At 60.3% G+C, this 17,612-nt stretch carries 18 protein-coding genes; 9 read left to right on the top strand and 9 right to left on the bottom strand.

From position 1 onward, the window contains the following. The first annotated feature begins 1 nt into the window (after position 1). The 5 genes from tusC to HX814_RS23950 all read left to right on the top strand — a co-directional run bounded on the left by tusC (position 2) and on the right by HX814_RS23950 (position 3,059). On the top strand, positions 2-352 hold the full coding sequence (tusC, locus tag HX814_RS23970) for a sulfurtransferase complex subunit TusC (protein WP_087693046.1): 351 nt from the start codon (positions 2-4) through the stop codon (positions 350-352). Continuing rightward, on the top strand, positions 352-645 hold the full coding sequence (gene tusB, locus HX814_RS23965; RefSeq protein ID WP_003219628.1) for a sulfurtransferase complex subunit TusB: 294 nt from the start codon (positions 352-354) through the stop codon (positions 643-645). The genes tusC and tusB overlap by 1 nt, the downstream gene beginning before the upstream one ends. Then, on the top strand, positions 642-977 hold the full coding sequence (locus HX814_RS23960) for a TusE/DsrC/DsvC family sulfur relay protein (protein ID WP_102369434.1): 336 nt from the start codon (positions 642-644) through the stop codon (positions 975-977). The genes tusB and HX814_RS23960 overlap by 4 nt, the downstream gene beginning before the upstream one ends. Then, positions 974-1,975, top strand: a complete 1,002-nt coding sequence (locus HX814_RS23955) for a glycosyl transferase family protein (RefSeq protein WP_102369435.1) — start codon at positions 974-976, stop codon at positions 1,973-1,975. The genes HX814_RS23960 and HX814_RS23955 overlap by 4 nt, the downstream gene beginning before the upstream one ends. A gap of 88 nt (positions 1,976-2,063) precedes the next feature. Next, positions 2,064-3,059 carry a glutathione S-transferase family protein gene (locus HX814_RS23950; RefSeq protein ID WP_177009158.1) on the top strand — a complete coding sequence of 332 codons (996 nt, stop codon included), beginning with the start codon at positions 2,064-2,066 and terminating at the stop codon, positions 3,057-3,059. Positions 3,060-3,187: 128 nt separating this feature from the next. Here HX814_RS23950 and cysG read toward each other — a convergent pair whose 3' ends face one another. The 6 genes from cysG to ftsK are packed head-to-tail and all read right to left on the bottom strand — an operon-like array spanning position 3,188 to position 10,693. Continuing rightward, on the bottom strand, positions 3,188-4,582 hold the full coding sequence (gene cysG / locus HX814_RS23945) for a siroheme synthase CysG (RefSeq protein ID WP_003219620.1): 1,395 nt from the start codon (positions 4,580-4,582) through the stop codon (positions 3,188-3,190). Beyond that, positions 4,583-5,863, bottom strand: coding sequence for a serine--tRNA ligase (gene serS, locus HX814_RS23940; protein ID WP_177009159.1), 1,281 nt, complete (start codon positions 5,861-5,863; stop codon positions 4,583-4,585). Between the two features lie 16 nt (positions 5,864-5,879). Continuing rightward, the gene (gene crcB / locus HX814_RS23935; protein WP_008431560.1) at positions 5,880-6,254 is read right to left on the bottom strand and encodes a fluoride efflux transporter CrcB; all 375 of its coding nucleotides are present in this window, start codon (positions 6,252-6,254) and stop codon (positions 5,880-5,882) included. After that, positions 6,254-7,576, bottom strand: a complete 1,323-nt coding sequence (locus HX814_RS23930) for a replication-associated recombination protein A (protein ID WP_003219616.1) — start codon at positions 7,574-7,576, stop codon at positions 6,254-6,256. The genes crcB and HX814_RS23930 overlap by 1 nt, the downstream gene beginning before the upstream one ends. A 27-nt stretch (positions 7,577-7,603) precedes the next feature. Continuing rightward, positions 7,604-8,227, bottom strand: a complete 624-nt coding sequence (lolA, locus tag HX814_RS23925; RefSeq protein ID WP_003219615.1) for an outer membrane lipoprotein chaperone LolA — start codon at positions 8,225-8,227, stop codon at positions 7,604-7,606. A gap of 57 nt (positions 8,228-8,284) precedes the next feature. Further along, positions 8,285-10,693 carry a DNA translocase FtsK gene (gene ftsK / locus HX814_RS23920; RefSeq protein ID WP_003219614.1) on the bottom strand — a complete coding sequence of 803 codons (2,409 nt, stop codon included), beginning with the start codon at positions 10,691-10,693 and terminating at the stop codon, positions 8,285-8,287. 487 nt (positions 10,694-11,180) lie between these two features. Here ftsK and aat point away from each other — a divergent pair, with 487 nt between their 5' ends. From aat to infA, 3 genes are all read left to right on the top strand, one after another. Continuing rightward, on the top strand, positions 11,181-11,861 hold the full coding sequence (aat, locus tag HX814_RS23915) for a leucyl/phenylalanyl-tRNA--protein transferase (RefSeq protein ID WP_177009160.1): 681 nt from the start codon (positions 11,181-11,183) through the stop codon (positions 11,859-11,861). A gap of 55 nt (positions 11,862-11,916) precedes the next feature. Next, the gene (locus HX814_RS23910; protein WP_003219609.1) at positions 11,917-12,624 is read left to right on the top strand and encodes an arginyltransferase; all 708 of its coding nucleotides are present in this window, start codon (positions 11,917-11,919) and stop codon (positions 12,622-12,624) included. Between the two features lie 100 nt (positions 12,625-12,724). Beyond that, positions 12,725-12,943 carry a translation initiation factor IF-1 gene (gene infA / locus HX814_RS23905; RefSeq protein WP_002553999.1) on the top strand — a complete coding sequence of 73 codons (219 nt, stop codon included), beginning with the start codon at positions 12,725-12,727 and terminating at the stop codon, positions 12,941-12,943. 174 nt (positions 12,944-13,117) lie between these two features. On the opposite strand, the gene clpA is transcribed toward infA, so the two are convergent. After that, positions 13,118-15,388, bottom strand: a complete 2,271-nt coding sequence (gene clpA / locus HX814_RS23900) for an ATP-dependent Clp protease ATP-binding subunit ClpA (protein WP_003219606.1) — start codon at positions 15,386-15,388, stop codon at positions 13,118-13,120. Positions 15,389-15,417: 29 nt separating this feature from the next. Then, positions 15,418-15,786: an ATP-dependent Clp protease adapter ClpS gene (clpS, locus tag HX814_RS23895; RefSeq protein WP_003219604.1), complete on the bottom strand. Its 369-nt coding sequence runs from the start codon at positions 15,784-15,786 to the stop codon at positions 15,418-15,420. A gap of 224 nt (positions 15,787-16,010) precedes the next feature. On the opposite strand from clpS, the gene cspD reads away from it, so the two are divergent. Further along, complete coding sequence (gene cspD / locus HX814_RS23890) at positions 16,011-16,271, top strand: cold shock domain-containing protein CspD (protein ID WP_023658953.1); 261 nt, start codon at positions 16,011-16,013, stop codon at positions 16,269-16,271. Positions 16,272-16,341: 70 nt separating this feature from the next. On the opposite strand, the gene icd is transcribed toward cspD, so the two are convergent. After that, positions 16,342-17,598 carry an NADP-dependent isocitrate dehydrogenase gene (gene icd / locus HX814_RS23885; protein ID WP_003219599.1) on the bottom strand — a complete coding sequence of 419 codons (1,257 nt, stop codon included), beginning with the start codon at positions 17,596-17,598 and terminating at the stop codon, positions 16,342-16,344. Between the last annotated feature and the right edge of the window lie 14 nt (positions 17,599-17,612).

Here is a 17,612-nt window from a genome sequence, read left to right as displayed (position 1 = left end):
CATGTCGAAATCCTTGCTGGTGATCAGCCGACAGGCGCCGTGGTCCGGCCCCAGCGCCCGTGAAGCGCTGGATATCGTATTGGCTGGCGGCGCGTTTGATTTGCCGATTGGCCTGTTGTTTCTGGATGACGGCGTGTTTCAACTGGCCGCGAGCCAGGACGCCAGGGCCGTGCAACAGAAAGACCTGAGCGCCAACCTCCAGGCCCTGGAATTATTTGGCGTCGAAGAGGTGTTTGCCTGCAGCCATAGCCTCGCCGTGCGCGGGCTGGCCACCTCCGGCAACGCACAGCCGCTGAGCAGTGAACAAATTTCACAGATGATTGACCGTTACGACCAGGTGATTACCCTCTGATGTCGACCTTGCATGTGGTATCCCACTCGCCTTTTACCGACAGCCGGCTGGACAGCTGCCTGCGCCTCTGTGGCACCCAGGATGCGATCCTGCTGTGCGGCGACGGCGCCTACGCCCTGCAACCCGCCAGCGCGCCTTGCCAGGCCCTGCAGGCCAGGGGCGTGAAAGTGTTTGTACTGGCCGAAGACAGCCAGGCGCGTAACCTCGCCGTGCCTGAATGGGCCGGCAGTGTCGATTACCCGGCGTTCGTCCAGCTGTCGATCGACTATGACAAGGTCAATACCTGGCTATGAACACTTTGACCGTAGGTGAACGCACCCTCGAACTGGACAAGGACGGCTACCTCGTCGACCTGACCGAGTGGTCCAGCGACGTGGCCAACGCCCTCGCCACCGCCGAAGCGCTGGAGCTGACCCCGGAACACTGGGAAATCCTCGAACTGCTGCGCGGCTTTTATACCGAATTCCAGCTGTCGCCCGCCACCCGCCCGCTGATCAAGTACACCGCCTTGAAGCTGGGCCCGGAAAAGGGCAACAGCCTGCACCTCAACCGACTGTTCAAAGGCACTCCCGCCAAACTCGCCGCCAAGCTGGCGGGCCTGCCCAGGCCGACGAATTGCTTATGACTGATTTTGCCCCGTTGATCACTGAAACCCCTGCTGAGCATCCGTTCGCGCCGTTCGTGCGCATCCTCGGCAAAGGCAAGCGCGGCGCCCGCAACCTCACCCGTGAGGAAGCCCGGGAAGCCATGGGCATGCTGCTGGACGAGAAGGTCGAAGACACCCAGCTCGGCGCCTTCCTCATGCTGCTGCGGCACAAGGAAGAAAGCCCGGAAGAACTCGCAGGCTTCACCGAAGCCGTGCGCGAGCGCCTGAATGCACCGTCGCTCAATGTGGATGTCGACTGGCCGACCTACGCCGGTAAAAAACGCCACCTGCCGTGGTACCTGCTGGCAGCCAAGTGCCTGGCACAGAACGGCGTGCGTATCCTGATGCACGGCGGCGGCGCGCATACGGCAGGCCGGCTCTACACCGAGCAGTTGCTGGATGGCTTGCAGATTCCGTTGTGCCGCAATTGGCAACAGGTGGAAGCGGCCCTTGAACAGGGCAACCTGGCGTTTATTCCCCTGGGGGACTGGGCGCCGCAACTGCAGCGCATGATCGACCTGCGCAACACCCTGGGCCTGCGCTCGCCGATCCATTCACTGGCGCGCATCCTCAACCCGTTGAGCGCCCGCTGCGGCCTGCAAAGCATCTTCCACCCGGGCTACCAGGGCGTACACCGCGATGCCAGCGGCCTGCTTGGCGACAACAGCATCGTGATCAAGGGCGACGGCGGCGAGATCGAGATCAACCCGGACACCATCAGCCACCTGTACGGCACTACCGGCGGCGAAAGCTGGGATGAAGAGTGGCCCGCCCTCTCCGCCCAGCGCCACGTCAAGCCTGCGGCCCTGGAGCCCGAGCATTTGAAGGCGCTATGGCGCGGTGAGGTGCAGGACAGCTACCCGCAACTGGCACTGATCGCCACCATGGCCCTGGCCTTGCGCGGCCTCGGCCACCCGCGGGAACAGGCGTTCGAACTGGCCCAACAGTACTGGGATGCCCGGGACAAATCGATTTAGTCGATCATTAACCCCCAGCCTTTGCGCTTTTTGTTCGAACTCAGACCTTTAGACTGCACTCCAACGCTTATTAGCCAAGGAGTCAGTCATGGGTTTGCTGATCGAAGGACGCTGGCATGACCAGTGGTACGAAAGTAGCGCAGACGGCGCCTTCCAACGGGAGCAGGCGCAACGCCGCAACTGGGTGACCGCCGATGGTGAACCCGGCCCGACCGGCGAAGGCGGTTTCGCGGCTGAAGCCGGTCGTTACCATTTATACGTATCCCTCGCCTGCCCCTGGGCGCACCGCACATTGATCCTGCGCAAGCTCAAAGGCTTGGAAAGCCTGATCGACGTGTCGGTGGTCAGTTGGCTGATGCTGGAAAACGGCTGGACCTTCGACAAGGCCCATGGCTCCAGCGGCGACAAGCTTGACGACTTCACCTTCATGCACCAACGCTACACCGCCGACACCGCCAGCTACACCGGGCGGGTCACGGTGCCGGTGTTGTGGGACAAGAAGCGCAAGCGGATTGTCAGCAATGAGTCGGCGGAGATTATTCGCATGTTCAACAGTGCGTTTAATGAACTGACCGGCAATCAACTGGATTTCTATCCCGAAGCCCAGCGCTCGACCATTGATGCACTGAACGATCGAATCTATCCCGCCGTGAACAACGGTGTGTACCGCGCAGGCTTTGCCACGTCACAAAAGGCTTATGAGGCCGCATTTGATGATGTGTTTGCCGAACTGGATCACCTTGAGCAGCACTTGGGTGAGCATCGTTACCTGGCGGGAGAATACCTGACTGAAGCCGATATAAGGCTTTTCACCACGGCGATCCGGTTTGATGCGGTGTACTACAGCCACTTCAAATGCAACCTGCGGCGAATTGCGGATTATCCGAACCTGTCGAACTGGCTAAGGGAGTTGTATCAGTGGCCGGGGATTGCCGAGACGGTGGATTTTGCTCACATCAAGGGGCATTACTACGCCAGTCACCGCACGATTAATCCGACGGGGATTGTGCCGAAGGGGCCGTTGCAGACGTTTGAGGCGGAGCATGACCGCGCGAGACTGAGCGGAAAAGGCATCTTGAGCTGACAAACCCTGTGGCGAGGGAGCTTGCTCCCGCTGGGCTGAGCAGCGGCCCCAAAATCCTGGGAGCGCTTCGCACTCCAGCGGGAGCAAGCTCCCTCCCCACAGCAAGCTCCCTCGCCACAAGAGACGTGTCAGACTTGCGACTGAGCGCCTTCAAACCACTTCAGCTTCTCACGCAACTGCACCACTTCTCCCACAATCACCAGTGTCGGCGCATGAACCTCATGCTCCGCCACCATGCGTGGCAGGTCAGCCAGGGTGCCGGTAAACACCCGCTGGTTGGACGTGGTGCCCTGCTGGATCAACGCCGCCGGCGTATCCGCCGAACGACCATGCTTGATCAGCTGTTCGCAGATGATCGGCAACCCGATCAAGCCCATGTAGAACACCAGGGTCTGCGAAGGGCCCACCAGGTCACTCCACGGCAGGTCCGAAGTCCCGTCCTTCAAGTGCCCGGTAATGAAGCGAACCGATTGCGCATAGTCGCGGTGGGTCAGCGGAATACCGGCATACGCCGCGCAACCACTGGCCGCGGTAATACCCGGCACCACCTGGAACGGGATGCCATGGGCCGCCAGCTCTTCGATCTCTTCACCGCCACGCCCAAAGATGAACGGATCGCCACCCTTGAGCCGCAGCACGCGCTTGCCTTGCCTGGCCAGGTCCACCAGTTGCTGGTTGATCTGGTCCTGCGGCACCGCATGGTCGGCGCGACGCTTGCCGACATACACCCGCTCGGCATCGCGACGGCACAGCTCAAGAATCGCCGGCGCCACCAGGCGGTCGTAGAGCACCACGTCGGCCTGTTGCATCAAGCGCAAGGCGCGGAATGTCAGCAGGTCCGGATCACCCGGGCCTGCGCCCACCAGGTAGACTTCGCCCGGTGCGTGCGGCGGTGCGCCGTTGATTTTCTCCACCAGCAAACGTTCGGCTTCATCACCCTGCCCGGCCAGTTGCCGATCAGCAATCGGGCCTTGGAAGACGTCTTCCCAGAACGCGCGACGTTGCTGCACATCCGGGAACAAGCCTTTGACCTGGCTGCGAAACCGCGCCGCCAGCCCGGCCAACTGGCCGTAAGTCGACGGAATCCAGGTTTCCAGCTTGGCCCGGATCAGCCGTGCCAACACCGGCGCATCGCCGCCGCTGGACACTGCGATCACCAACGGCGAACGGTCGACAATCGCCGGGAAGATCACGCTGCACAAGGCCGGCGCATCCACCACATTGACCGGTACGCAACGACGCCGGGCATCGCTGGACACTTGCGCGTTCAGCGGCTCGTCGTCGGTCGCCGCGATGATCAGGGTGCAACCGTCGAGGTCGGCCTCCTGATAACCACGCAAAATCAGTTCACCGCCACTGCCCTGCACCAGTTCACGCAACTGGTCTTCAATCTGGGGAGCAACCACCCGCAACAACGCGCCGGCGTCGGCCAGCAGCCGGGATTTGCGCAAGGCAATCTCCCCGCCACCGACGACCAACACACGACTGCCGCGCAGGTTATGAAACAGCGGCAGAAATTCCATTTAGCCGATGACCTCAACGCCCGCCATGTACGGCTTGAGCACTTCAGGCACGCGGATCGAACCGTCAGCCTGCTGGTAGTTTTCCAGCACGGCCACCAGGGTACGGCCTACTGCCAGGCCCGAACCGTTGAGGGTGTGGACCAGCTCGGGCTTGCCGGTTTCCGGGTTACGGAAACGCGCCTGCATGCGACGGGCCTGGAAATCACCGCAGTTGGAGCACGACGAAATCTCGCGGTATTTGTCCTGGCTCGGCACCCACACTTCCAGGTCGTAAGTCTTCACGGCACTGAAACCCATGTCGCCGGTGCACAGCGCCAGAACGCGGTACGGCAGCTCCAGCAGTTGCAGGACGCGTTCGGCGTTGGCGGTCAGGCCTTCCAGCGCTTCCATGGAAGTCGACGGCTCGACAACCTGCACCATCTCGACCTTGTCGAACTGGTGCTGGCGAATCATGCCGCGGGTGTCGCGGCCCGATGCACCGGCTTCGCTGCGAAAGCATGGCGAGTGGGCGACAAACTTGATCGGCAACTGCTTGGCGTCGAGGATTTCCCCGGCCACGATATTGGTCAGCGACACTTCGGCGGTCGGGATCAGGTACAAGTCGGCTTCGCCATCGCGGCTGATCTTGAACAGGTCTTCCTCGAATTTCGGCAGCTGGCTGGTGCCCATCAGCGCCGGAGCCTGGACCAAGTACGGGGTGTAAGCCTCTTCGTAGCCGTGCTCGCCGGTGTGCAGGTTGATCATGAACTGCGCCAGGGCGCGGTGCATGCGTGCAATCGGGCCACGCAGCAAGGCAAAGCGCGCACCGGACATTTTGGCCGCTGTCTCGAAGTCCAGGCCACCGGTCAATTCGCCCAGGGCGACGTGGTCCTTGATCTCGAAATCGAAGGTTTTTGGCGTGCCCCAGCGACGGACTTCGACGTTGCCGTCTTCGTCTTCGCCAATCGGCACGGACTCGTGTGGCAGGTTCGGGATACCCAGCAGGATCGAGTCCAGCTCAGTCTGGATCGCGTCCAGTTCGACTTTGCCGGAAGCCAACTCGCCAGCCATACGCTCGACGTCCGCCATCAACGGCGCGATGTCTTCGCCGCGCTGCTTGGCCTGACCGATGGATTTGGAACGCGCATTACGCTCAGCCTGCAGTGCTTCGGTGCGGGTCTGGACGGTCTTGCGCTGTTCTTCCAGCGCTTCGATGCGCGCAACATCCAAGGCAAAGCCACGGGATGCCAGGCGGTCCGCTACGTCCTGAAGGTTGCTACGTAACAGTTTGGAATCGAGCATGTCGGTCTCTCGTTTATCAAAGTTTGGTCAAGGACAGGCCAGCCCAAGTGGCGAGCAGCCCGCCGAACACGCTGATGGCCAGGTACCCGAAGGCGACCGGTGCCTGCCCGCTTTCCAGCAGGCGTAGCGTGTCCAGTGAAAAGGATGAAAAGGTCGTCAGACCGCCTACAAAACCGACAATCAAGCCGGCACGAATCTCAATCGGCACTTCCGGGCGAAGCAGAAACCACCCGTACAACAAGCCGATGATCAAACAGCCCACCAGGTTGACCGCCAGGGTCGCCGCATAAAAATGCTTCGGCCAATTGGCGCTGACCCAGGTGCTGGTGGCGAAACGCAATAATGTACCAGCGATGCCGGCTACGGACACGGCAAGAATCGTTCTGAGCACTACTTTCTCCGCTGTTTCGGACTGAGCCGGTCAAGTTGGGCAAGGTGATTGAGCTTTTCGCCGATCTTCAGCTCCAGGCCGCGGGGCACCGGCTGGTAGAACGGCTGCGGCTCAAGGTCATCCGGGAAGTAATCTTCGCCAGCCGCATAGGCGTCCGGTTCATCGTGGGCGTAGCGGTACTCATCGCCGTAGCCGAGTTGCTTCATCAGCTTGGTCGGCGCATTGCGCAAGTGCAGCGGCACTTCCAGGGAACCATGTTCGGCGGCAGCACGCAGGGCGGACTTGAAGCCCATGTACACCGCGTTGCTCTTCGGTGCGCAGGCCAGATAGGTGATGGCCTGGGCCACCGCCAACTCGCCTTCCGGGCTGCCCAGGCGTTCCTGCACTTCCCAGGCGGCCAGGCACAGGCTCAGCGCACGCGGGTCGGCATTGCCGATATCTTCGCTGGCCATGCGCACCACGCGCCGGGCCAGGTACAGCGGGTCGCAACCGCCGTCGATCATCCGCGCAAACCAGTACAGCGCGCCGTCGGGGTTGGAGCCGCGCACAGATTTGTGCAGCGCGGAAATCTGGTCGTAGAACGCTTCGCCGCCCTTGTCGAAACGCCGGCGGGTGTCGCCCAACAGGCTCTGCAGCAAGTCGACGCCGATTTCGCTGCCATCCTCGGCCAGGTCGGAAGCGTTTTCCAGCAGATTGAGAAAACGTCGACCGTCGCCATCCGCAGCAGTCAGCAGGATCTTGAAGCCTTCCTCACTGACACTCAACTGGCGCTTGCCCAGGCCCTTGTCTTCGTTCAGCGCACGCTGCAAGAGCTTCTGCATCGCGGCTTCGTCGAGGCTCTTGAGCACATAGACACGCGCCCGGGACAGCAAGGCATTGTTCAGCTCAAAAGACGGGTTTTCGGTGGTGGCACCAATAAAGATCAGCGTGCCGTCTTCGACATACGGCAAGAACGCATCCTGCTGCGACTTGTTGAAGCGATGCACTTCGTCGACGAACAGGATGGTGCGCTTGCCGTACTGCCCGGCCTGCTGCTTGGCGACTTCCACCGCCTGGCGGATCTCCTTGACCCCGGCCAGCACCGCCGAGACCGTCTCAAAGTGTGCATCCGAGACTTTTGCCAGGAGCCGCGCCAGGGTGGTTTTACCCACGCCCGGCGGCCCCCAGAAAATCATCGAGTGCAGCGCACCCTGCTCAAGGGCCTCGCGCAAAGGCTTGCCGCGGGCGAGCAGGTGTTCCTGCCCGACGTACTCGTCCAGGTTGGTCGAGCGCAGGCGCGCCGCCAGAGGCTGAGCAATCGGGTCACTTCGAAACAGGTCCATGGGCAGCGTTTGAAACCTCTGGGCAGTTTATTCCTGGATCACGTCGGCACCCTTCGGGATGTCGAACTTGAACTTGGATGCCGGTACCGGCTGGTTGGCCTTGACCCCGGAGAAAAGGATATCGGTGCGCTGGCCGACGCTGTCAATCAGACGCATGTTGTTGATCACGCCGTTGCCAAACGACAGGGACAGCGTGTCAAAGAGCGTGTCCTTGGATTTCGGCTTAAGGGTGAATTCAATCACGTTGCTGGTCTGCTTGGAGGTAATGTCGAAGCTGTCGTTGATCTTCGACACATCGCCCGACAGCAAGAGCGCTGGCGTCTGGTTCAGGCGCGGGTCGAGCTTCTTGATGGTCGCCTGCTCCAGGTCCGGGTCCCACAGGGTGACTTTTTGGCCGTCAGAGACGATGGTCTGCTCGGCCTTGCCTTCTGTGTGCCAGTAGAACAGCCCTGGGCGCTGCACAGCCATCTCGCCGGCGGTTTCCTGCAACTGGGTGCCACCGGCATCCAGCGTAAGCTGGGAGAAGCGCGCGGTCAGGGTCTGGGATTTGTCCAACAGGTTTTTCAGGCTGGCGACGGAAGCCGGGTCAGCATGAGCCGAAACAGCAGTCAGGGCCAATGCAGGCAACAACAGCATGCGGATAAGACGCATGGGAGTCCTCTTAGATTCGGTTGCAAGGCGTGCCGCGTGTTGCCACGCGGCACGTAATCAGTCACGCATCTGCGCTGGCGCAATCACTTCGCGCGAGCCGTTGGTGTTCATCGAGGTGACCACGCCGGCCATTTCCATGGCTTCGATCATGCGGGCAGCGCGGTTGTAGCCAATCTTCAGCTTGCGCTGTACGGCGGAGATCGAGGCGCGGCGGCTTTCAAGCACGAACTGCACCGCTTCGTCGTAGAGCGCATCGGTCTCGGCATCATCGTCGCCACCGCCGCTGCCACCGTCGAAGCCGCTGCCGGCCTCTTCGACGCCGGCGAGGATGTCGTCGTTGTATTCCGGGGCGCCACGCAGCTTCCAGGCCTCCACCACACGGTGCACCTCATCGTCGGAGACGAACGCGCCGTGAACACGGATCGGCAAACTGGTGCCCGGCGGCATGTAGAGCATGTCACCGTGGCCCAGCAGTTGCTCGGCGCCGCCCTGGTCGATGATGGTCCGGGAATCGATCTTGCTCGACACCTGGAACGCCATGCGGGTCGGGATGTTGGCCTTGATCAGGCCGGTGATCACGTCCACCGACGGACGCTGGGTCGCGAGGATCAAGTGGATCCCGGCGGCCCGCGCCTTCTGGGCGATACGGGCGATCAGCTCTTCGACCTTCTTGCCGACGATCATCATCATGTCGGCAAATTCGTCGACCACCACCACGATGGTCGGCAATTTGGTCAACAGCGGCGCTTCGTCGTGGATGCTTTCACGCTTGTACAACGGGTCGGTCAGCGGCGTACCGGCGTCCTGGGCTTCCTTGACCTTGGCGTTGAAGCCCGACAGGTTACGCACACCCATCTTCGCCATCAGCTTGTAGCGCCGCTCCATCTCGGCAACGCTCCAGCGCAGGGCGTTGGCCGCATCCTTCATGTCGGTCACCACCGGGCACAACAGGTGTGGAATGCCTTCGTAGATCGACAGCTCAAGCATTTTCGGGTCGATCATGATCAGCTTGGCGTCATCCGGGCCCGACTTGAACAGGATCGACAGGATCATCGCGTTCACACCCACCGACTTACCGGAACCGGTGGTACCGGCAACCAGCAAGTGAGGCATTTTCGCCAGGTCGGTGATCACCGGCTTGCCGCCGATGTCGTGGCCCAGGGCCAGGGTGACCGGCGATTTGAAGTTGTCGTATTCCGGGGTCGACAGCACTTCGGAGAAGCGCACGATCTGCCGGTCTTCGTTGGGAATCTCGATACCGACGGTAGTCTTTCCCGGAATCACTTCCACCACCCGCACGCTGGTCACGGCCAGCGAACGCGCCAGATCCTTGGCCAGGTTGGAAATGCGGCTGACCTTGACGCCGGCAGCCGGCTGGATTTCGTAGCGGGTAATCACCGGCCCCGGGTGGATCGAATCCACCGAGACTTCGACGCCGAATTCCTTGAGCTTGATTTCCAGCAGGTGGCCGACGGCCGCCAGGGATTCAGGGGAATAATTGAGCTGTTTCTTTTCCGCAGGATCAAGAATCGAGATCGGCGGCAAGGTGCCTTCCACGGCGCTGTCGACAAACAACGGCGCCTGTTTCTCTTTCTGCACGCGGTGGCTCGGCTCGGGGGCCTTCGGCGGCGCAGGGGCAATCACCGGCGGCACTTGCTTCTCGCGGTCCGACATGTGCTTGGTCAGGGCCTGCTCGCGTTCGATCAGGCGTTCCTTGACCTTGGCCTGCTCACGCCGGTCCGGCGTGCTCGGGGCTACCACCTCGTTGACGCGGGTATCCACCTCGCGCAGTTGCGCAACCATGCGTTTGCGGTCCACCCGGGCCGACCACCAGCGATTCGCGGCGCCCTGGAACAGTTCGAGCAGGTCGAGGGTGATCTTGCCGGTCACGTCCATGACCTTGAACCAGGACAGGTCGGTAAACACGGTGAGGCCGAACAGGAACAGCGCAATAAACATCAGGGTGCTGCCCTGGATATTCAGGGTCCTGCGGGCCAGATCGCCGAGGCTTTCGCCCAGAGCGCCGCCGGCACCGGCCGGCAGACCGGTAGGTGCATGGAAATGGATATGGGCCAGGGCCGCGCCGGACAACACCAGGAACACCAGGCCGATCAGGCGCCAGGAGAACAGCCAGCCGCTCCATTGCCACGGCTCGTGACGCTGGCGGAAGATCTGCCAGGTCTTGATGGCCAGCAGCAACGGGAAGATGTAAGCGAAGTAACCCAGCACCATGAACAGGATGTCGGCGCTGTAGGAGCCGGCCGGACCACCGAAGTTCTGCACGTCTTCGATCTTGCTGTTGTGGCTCCAGCCTGGATCGTCCTTGCCATAGGTAAGCAAGGCCATCATCAGGAACAGGCACAGCGCGCCGATGGCGATCAGTGCACCTTCCTTGAGTCGGTAGTGCAGGTGCTGGCGCCAGGCGGGCACGACTGCGGCTTTAGGTGTTGCGGCGGATTTCTTCAAAACGGGTCTTTTCCTGCGCCTTTAGCGCGTCCATCTGTTGAATGACTGCAAAACACTGCCCAATCCGGGCAGGTAAAAAATGAACGAGTGCCAGTGGAGCTACTTTTAACACCCTGCTACTGATTCATGAAACGGCGATAACGCCCCAATGGCCGCATTGTACGGGTTTGTGTGCGCGATGCCACGCACTTGCCCCTACGTTACACAGCATAGCCAATGTTCAATTTCATAACGTTCAATTTGAGCATGCATTGTCTTTACTGACAAAGGCTTATGAGCTGTTTTTGCCAATCCAGGCTAGCTTGCCGACCGACGTACGCGATTACGACCACGCCCCCGGCATAGAGTTGCAGAAACACCCGTTCATGCTTATCTGCATCGATCCCATGTTCGGGGTAGCCCCAGAGCGTTTCGTCGACAATAATCACAGCTCTTGCAACGGACAACATCGCCGTTACCGCCCTCCCCTTCCGTAAGCCTGGATGCCATGCTGACCTGGTTACAACGCAACACCCTGACCTTCCCACCGCTGGCCAAGGCCATGCGCGAACCCAATGGCCTGCTCGCTGCCGGTGGCGACCTGTCGGCCGACCGCCTGATCCAGGCCTACCGCCACGGCTGCTTTCCCTGGTTCTCGGAAGGCCAGCCCATCCTCTGGTGGTCGCCCGACCCACGCACCGTACTGTTCCCCGATGAGCTGCACGTTTCCCGCAGCCTCGGCAAATTGTTGCGCCAGCAGCGTTACACAGTGACCTTCGACCAGGACTTCGCTGCGGTCATCCAGGCGTGCGCGGCGCCGCGCAGTTATGCCGATGGCACCTGGATCACCGAAGCCATGCAGAACGCCTACCTGCAACTGCACCAGCGCGGTTATGCGCATTCGGTGGAGGTGTGGGACGCGGGCGAACTGGTGGGCGGCCTGTACGGCCTGGCGATGGGCCAGTTGTTTTTCGGCGAGTCCATGTTCAGTCGCGCCGACAACGCCTCGAAATACGGCTTTGCCACCCTGGTTCGGCAACTACAGGCCTGGGGCTTTGTGCTGATCGACTGCCAGATGCCCACCGATCACCTGCACAGCCTCGGCGCCCGCGCCATTCCCCGCAGCGACTTCGCCAACTACCTGCGCGACCATTTGGACCAAACCAGCTCTGCTCAGTGGGTTTCCTAGGCGACTTCCCCGCACCTGGCTTACACTTATTTCAAAGCTTATCCGAGGGTTGATCATGACCGAGCTGGCGCGTTTGAAGTTTTATGCCACTCAACCCCACTCATGCAGCTATCTGCCCGATGAGCAGGCCACCACGCTGTTCCTCGACCCCAGCCAGCCGATGGACGTGCATGTGTATGCCGATTTGTCGGAAATGGGCTTCCGGCGCAGCGGCGACCACCTTTACCGGCCGCACTGCCAGAACTGCAACGCCTGCGTACCGGCGCGCATCCCGGTGGCGCAGTTCCTTCCGGACCGCAACCAGAAACGCATCCTGAAGCGCAACGCCGACCTGACCGTTACCGCCACCAAACCCGGCTTCAGCGAAGAATATTTCGACCTTTACCAACGCTACATCGAACAGCGCCACGCCGACGGCGACATGTTCCCGCCCAGCCGCGACCAGTTTTCCACCTTCCTGGTGCGCGACCTGCCCTTCTCGCGCTTCTATGAGTTTCGGCTCGAGGGACGACTGGTGGCGGTCGCCGTGACTGACCTGCTGCCCAATGGCCTGTCGGCGGTCTACACCTTTTATGAGCCCGCCGAGGAACGGCGCAGCCTGGGACGCTTTGCGATCCTGTGGCAGATCGGTGAAGCCTTGCGCCTGGAATTGGAGGCGGTGTACCTCGGATACTGGATAAAAAACTGCAAAAAGATGAACTACAAGACCCAATATCGGCCCATTGAGCTGCTAATTAACCAAAGATGGGTCACGTTGAACTAGAACCTCTTGGCTTAAACACCCTTTTTCGGGCACAATGCACGCCGCTTTTGCCTGGCGCAGTTGCACCGGGCCATTCACTGGATACCGAGGGCTTTACTGCATGTCGAAAGAAGACAGCTTCGAAATGGAAGGCACTGTCGTCGACACCCTGCCCAACACCATGTTTCGTGTGGAGTTGGAAAATGGGCACGTCGTAACCGCGCATATCTCCGGCAAGATGCGCAAGAACTACATTCGTATTCTTACCGGTGACAAAGTGCGCGTCGAACTGACGCCCTATGACCTGAGCAAAGGGCGCATCACTTACCGCGCCCGTTAATCAAGTCAATACAAAACGCCCGGTTATGCCGGGCGTTTTTGTGTGCGCGCGATTTACCTGAAACCAGCAATCCCTTGTGGGAGCGGGCTTGCTCGCTCCCACATTTGATCTGCATCGGTTTCAAGACAGCAAAAAGGCGCCTCTCGGCGCCTTTTTGTTTTGTTGCGTCAGCTATCAGGCCATTTCAGCCGTGGTTTCGAAGTCGAAGGTCAACTCGCCGTCCTTCAGATCGATATGCACCACGCCACCATGGTCTGCCAGTTCGCCAAACAGGATCTCTTCCGCCAGTGGGCGCTTGATCTTGTCCTGGATCAGGCGAGCCATTGGCCGAGCGCCCATTGCCGCGTCGTAGCCACCTTCCGCCAGCCAGTTGCGCGCCGCGTCCGAGACTTCCAGCTGCACGCGCTTGTCTTCCAACTGCGCCTGGAGCTCGGTGAGGAACTTGTCCACCACGCTTTTGATGACCTCATGGCTGAGGCGACCAAACTGAATGATGGTGTCCAGGCGGTTGCGGAATTCCGGCGTGAAACTCTTCTTGATCACTTCCATGGCGTCGGAAGAGTGATCCTGATGAGTAAAGCCAATGGAAGCCCGCGCGGCCGTTTCGGCACCGGCGTTGGTGGTCATGATCACGATCACGTTGCGGAAGTCCGCCTTGCGCCCGTTGTTGTCGGTCAGGGTGCCGTGGTCCATGACCTGCAACAGCAGGTTGAAGACTTCCGGGTGCGCCTTCTCGATTTCATCGAGCAGCAGTACGCAATGTGGCTGCTTGGTGATCGCCTCGGTCAACAGGCCGCCCTGGTCGAAGCCGACATAGCCCGGAGGCGCACCGATCAGGCGCGACACGGTGTGACGCTCCATGTACTCGGACATGTCGAAACGCACCAGCTCGATCCCCATGGCCTTGGCCAATTGCCGCGCCGCTTCGGTCTTGCCGACGCCGGTAGGCCCGGCGAACAGGAACGAACCGACCGGCTTGTCCGGCGACTTGAGGCCAGCGCGGGACAGCTTGATCGCGGTGGACAGCGAGTCGATCGCCGCATCCTGACCAAACACGGTCAGCTTGAGGTCGCGCTCCAGGTTACGCAGCAGCTCCCGATCGGAGGTGTTGACGTGTTTTGGCGGAATCCGCGCGATCTTCGCCACGATATCCTCGACCTGAGGCACGTCGATGCGTTTCACACGCTTCTCTACCGGCTGCAGGCGCTGGTAGGCACCCGCCTCGTCGATCACGTCGATGGCCTTGTCCGGCATGTGCCGGTCATTGATGTAGCGCGATGCCAGCTCGGCGGCTGCACGCAGCGCCTCATCGGTGTACTCGATGCCATGGTGCGCTTCAAAGCGCCCCTTGAGCCCGCGCAGGATGCCAATGGTGTCTTCTACCGAAGGCTCGGACACATCCACTTTCTGGAAGCGGCGCGCCAGGGCGCGGTCTTTTTCGAAGATCCCGCGGAATTCCTGGAACGTGGTCGAACCGATGCAACGGATATCGCCCGAAGACAGCAGCGGCTTGAGCAGGTTCGACGCATCCATCACGCCACCGGAAGCCGCACCGGCACCGATGATGGTGTGGATTTCGTCAATGAACAGGATCGCCTGCGGGCGTTTTTTCAGCTCGCCGAGCAACGCCTTGAAGCGCTTCTCGAAATCGCCACGGTACTTGGTCCCGGCGAGCAATGCGCCCAGGTCAAGGGAGTAGACGACGCTGTTGGCAAGCAGGTCGGGCACCTGGTTATCAACAATGCGTTTGGCCAGGCCTTCGGCAATCGCGGTTTTACCCACGCCTGCCTCACCGACCAACAACGGGTTGTTCTTGCGGCGACGCGCCAGGATCTGCGCCACGCGCTCAACTTCCAGCTCACGCCCCACCAGCGGATCGATCCGCCCCTGGCGCGCCAGTTCGTTGAGGTTGCTGGCATAAGCGTCCAGCGGGTTGCTCGAAGAAGAAGACTCACCGCCCTCGTCATCCTGCATATCCTGCTCACCTTCCGAGTGATCGCCATGCCCCGGCACCTTGGAAATGCCATGGGCGATGTAGTTGACGACATCAATACGGGCAACGCTTTGCTGCTTGAGCAGGAACACAGCCTGGCTTTCCTGCTCGCTGAAGATCGCCACGAGCACATTGGCCCCTGTGACTTCGCGCTTGCCGGAGCTCTGTACGTGGAAAACGGCACGCTGCAGTACCCGCTGGAAGCCCAGGGTTGGCTGGGTCTCGCGGTCCTCGTCATGAACGGGGATCAACGGCGTGGTGGAGTCGATAAACTCCTGCAGGTCATGCTTGAGTTTGTCGAGATTGGCACCACACGCACGCAGTACGGTGGCGGCAGCTTCGTTATCCAAAAGTGCCAGCAGCAGGTGCTCGACGGTCATGAATTCATGACGCTTCGAACGGGCCTCCTTGAAGGCAAGATTGAGGGTGACTTCGAGCTCGCGGTTTAACATAGCTTCACCTCATACCCAAGTGGTCGGAGTTAACCGTCCTTCTCGATTTCACAGAGTAGCGGATGCTGGCTTTCCCTGGCGTACTGGTTGACCTGCATGGCCTTTGTCTCGGCGATGTCGCGGGTAAACACTCCACATACTGCCCGTCCTTCTGTGTGAACGGCCAGCATTACCTTGGTCGCCAACTCGCGGTTCAGGTTAAAAAACACCTCGAGTACTTCGACGACGAAATCCATCGGTGTGTAGTCATCATTGAACAAAACCACCTTGTACATCGGCGGCGCCTGTAAAGCAGGCTTGGCCTCCTGGACAGCAATGCCTGCAGAACCGTCGTCGTCTTCTTGATGATCCGGGCGATCCTGATTGAATGTTAGTCGAATCTGGCTGATTGCATGCATGGAAAGAAAGGTTCGTCAGTGGTTCAAATACAGTGGTGGGGGCGACCTGTCAGAATTTCAACTCTGACCGACTGGTCGCCTTGACTATCGGCAAATCAGTGTTACAACCAATAGAACCCACAGTGGGTAAAAAAGGTCCGCGCAGTCAACCTTATTTATTCGGGTTAGGACGGATAAACTGGATGATACTCCAGTGATGGAGTCTGGTGCAGAGGGATATGGGCATGGCGAGCGGTAAGGTCAAGTGGTTCAACAATGCCAAGGGTTACGGCTTCATCAACGAAGACGACAAGACTGACGACCTATTTGCGCATTACTCGGCTATCCAAATGGATGGCTACAAGACACTAAAGGCAGGGCAACCGGTTTCCTTCGACATCATTCAGGGACCCAAGGGCTTGCACGCAGTGAATATCAGCGCTCCAGTCAGCGCCACTACCCCCAAAGAGGGCGTCGCTCAAAAATCAAAAAGACAACTGGCCTGATCAGCCACTGAGCAAACGCTCTAAAAAAAACCGGCCCATCAGGCCGGTTTTTTTACGCCCCTGTATCAGCTTACATATGCGAAATCAGCGCATCCCCGAACGCCGACGACGACAGCAACTTGGCGCCGTCCATCAAGCGGTGGAAGTCATAGGTCACCGTCTTGGCCGAAATGGCGCCGTTGGTACCCTTGATGATCAGGTCCGCCGCTTCGGTCCAGCCCATGTGGCGCAACATCATTTCCGCCGACAGGATCAGCGAACCCGGGTTGACCTGATCCTTGCCGGCATACTTCGGCGCAGTACCGTGGGTGGCTTCGAACATCGCCACGGTGTCGGACAGGTTGGCGCCCGGCGCAATACCGATACCGCCCACTTCCGCCGCCAGGGCGTCGGACAGATAGTCACCGTTAAGGTTAAGGGTGGCGATCACGTCGTATTCGGCCGGGCGCAGCAGGATCTGCTGAAGCATGGCGTCGGCAATGGCGTCCTTGACCACCACATTCTTGCCGGTGCGCGGGTTCTTGAATTGCATCCACGGGCCGCCATCCAACAGGGTCGCGCCGAACTCTTCGGCCGCCACTTCGTAGGCCCATTCCTTGAAGGCACCTTCGGTGAACTTCATGATGTTGCCTTTGTGCACAATGGTCAGCGAGTCGCGGTCGTTATCCACGACATACTGCAAGGCCTTGCGCGCCAGACGCTTGGTGCCTTCCAGGGACACCGGCTTGATGCCGATCCCGCAGTTCTGGTCGAAACGGATCTTGGTGACGCCCATCTCTTCCTTCAGGAACTTGATGACCTTGATCGCTTCCGGGGAGCCGGCTTTCCACTCGATGCCGGCGTAAATATCCTCGGAGTTCTCGCGGAAGATGGTCATGTCCACATCGCCTGGCTTCTTGACCGGGCTTGGCACGCCTTCGAACCAGCGTACCGGGCGCAGGCACACATAAAGGTCGAGCTGTTGGCGCAGGGCCACGTTCAGCGAACGGATACCGCCACCGACTGGGGTGGTCAGCGGGCCCTTGATGGAAACCACGTAGTCCTTGACCGCATCCAGGGTTTCCTGGGGCAGCCAGGTGTCCTGGTCGTAAACCTGGGTGGCCTTTTCGCCGGCATACACCTCCATCCAGGAGATTTTGCGCTTGCCGCCATAAGCCTTGTTAACAGCTGCATCGACCACCTTGATCATCACCGGGCTGATGTCGACGCCAATACCGTCACCCTCGATGAAGGGGATGATCGGGTTGTCAGGAACATTGAGAGAATGGTCTGCATTGACGGTGATTTTGTCGCCGACTGCCGGAACCTGAATCTTCTTGTATCCCATGCTGAACTCCATCT

The organism is Pseudomonas sp. C8002, assembly GCF_013385765.1.
GTDB lineage: Bacteria > Pseudomonadota > Gammaproteobacteria > Pseudomonadales > Pseudomonadaceae > Aquipseudomonas.
Note: the sequence above shows the minus strand (reverse complement) of the source record. Positions and strands in the feature narration are given on the sequence as shown.

Excerpts from the sequence above, each read along its gene's own strand:
- tusC (WP_087693046.1), top strand. The coding sequence starts at position 2 with ATGTCGAAATCCTTGCTGGTGATCAGCCGACAGGCGCCGTGGTCCGGC.
- tusB (WP_003219628.1), top strand. The coding sequence starts at position 352 with ATGTCGACCTTGCATGTGGTATCCCACTCGCCTTTTACCGACAGCCGG.
- HX814_RS23960 (WP_102369434.1), top strand. The coding sequence starts at position 642 with ATGAACACTTTGACCGTAGGTGAACGCACCCTCGAACTGGACAAGGAC.
- HX814_RS23955 (WP_102369435.1), top strand. The coding sequence starts at position 974 with ATGACTGATTTTGCCCCGTTGATCACTGAAACCCCTGCTGAGCATCCG.
- HX814_RS23950 (WP_177009158.1), top strand. The coding sequence starts at position 2,064 with ATGGGTTTGCTGATCGAAGGACGCTGGCATGACCAGTGGTACGAAAGT.
- cysG (WP_003219620.1), bottom strand. The coding sequence starts at position 4,582 with ATGGAATTTCTGCCGCTGTTTCATAACCTGCGCGGCAGTCGTGTGTTG.
- serS (WP_177009159.1), bottom strand. The coding sequence starts at position 5,863 with ATGCTCGATTCCAAACTGTTACGTAGCAACCTTCAGGACGTAGCGGAC.
- HX814_RS23930 (WP_003219616.1), bottom strand. The coding sequence starts at position 7,576 with ATGGACCTGTTTCGAAGTGACCCGATTGCTCAGCCTCTGGCGGCGCGC.
- lolA (WP_003219615.1), bottom strand. The coding sequence starts at position 8,227 with ATGCGTCTTATCCGCATGCTGTTGTTGCCTGCATTGGCCCTGACTGCT.
- aat (WP_177009160.1), top strand. The coding sequence starts at position 11,181 with ATGCTGACCTGGTTACAACGCAACACCCTGACCTTCCCACCGCTGGCC.
- HX814_RS23910 (WP_003219609.1), top strand. The coding sequence starts at position 11,917 with ATGACCGAGCTGGCGCGTTTGAAGTTTTATGCCACTCAACCCCACTCA.
- infA (WP_002553999.1), top strand. The coding sequence starts at position 12,725 with ATGTCGAAAGAAGACAGCTTCGAAATGGAAGGCACTGTCGTCGACACC.
- clpA (WP_003219606.1), bottom strand. The coding sequence starts at position 15,388 with ATGTTAAACCGCGAGCTCGAAGTCACCCTCAATCTTGCCTTCAAGGAG.
- clpS (WP_003219604.1), bottom strand. The coding sequence starts at position 15,786 with ATGCATGCAATCAGCCAGATTCGACTAACATTCAATCAGGATCGCCCG.
- cspD (WP_023658953.1), top strand. The coding sequence starts at position 16,011 with ATGGCGAGCGGTAAGGTCAAGTGGTTCAACAATGCCAAGGGTTACGGC.
- icd (WP_003219599.1), bottom strand. The coding sequence starts at position 17,598 with ATGGGATACAAGAAGATTCAGGTTCCGGCAGTCGGCGACAAAATCACC.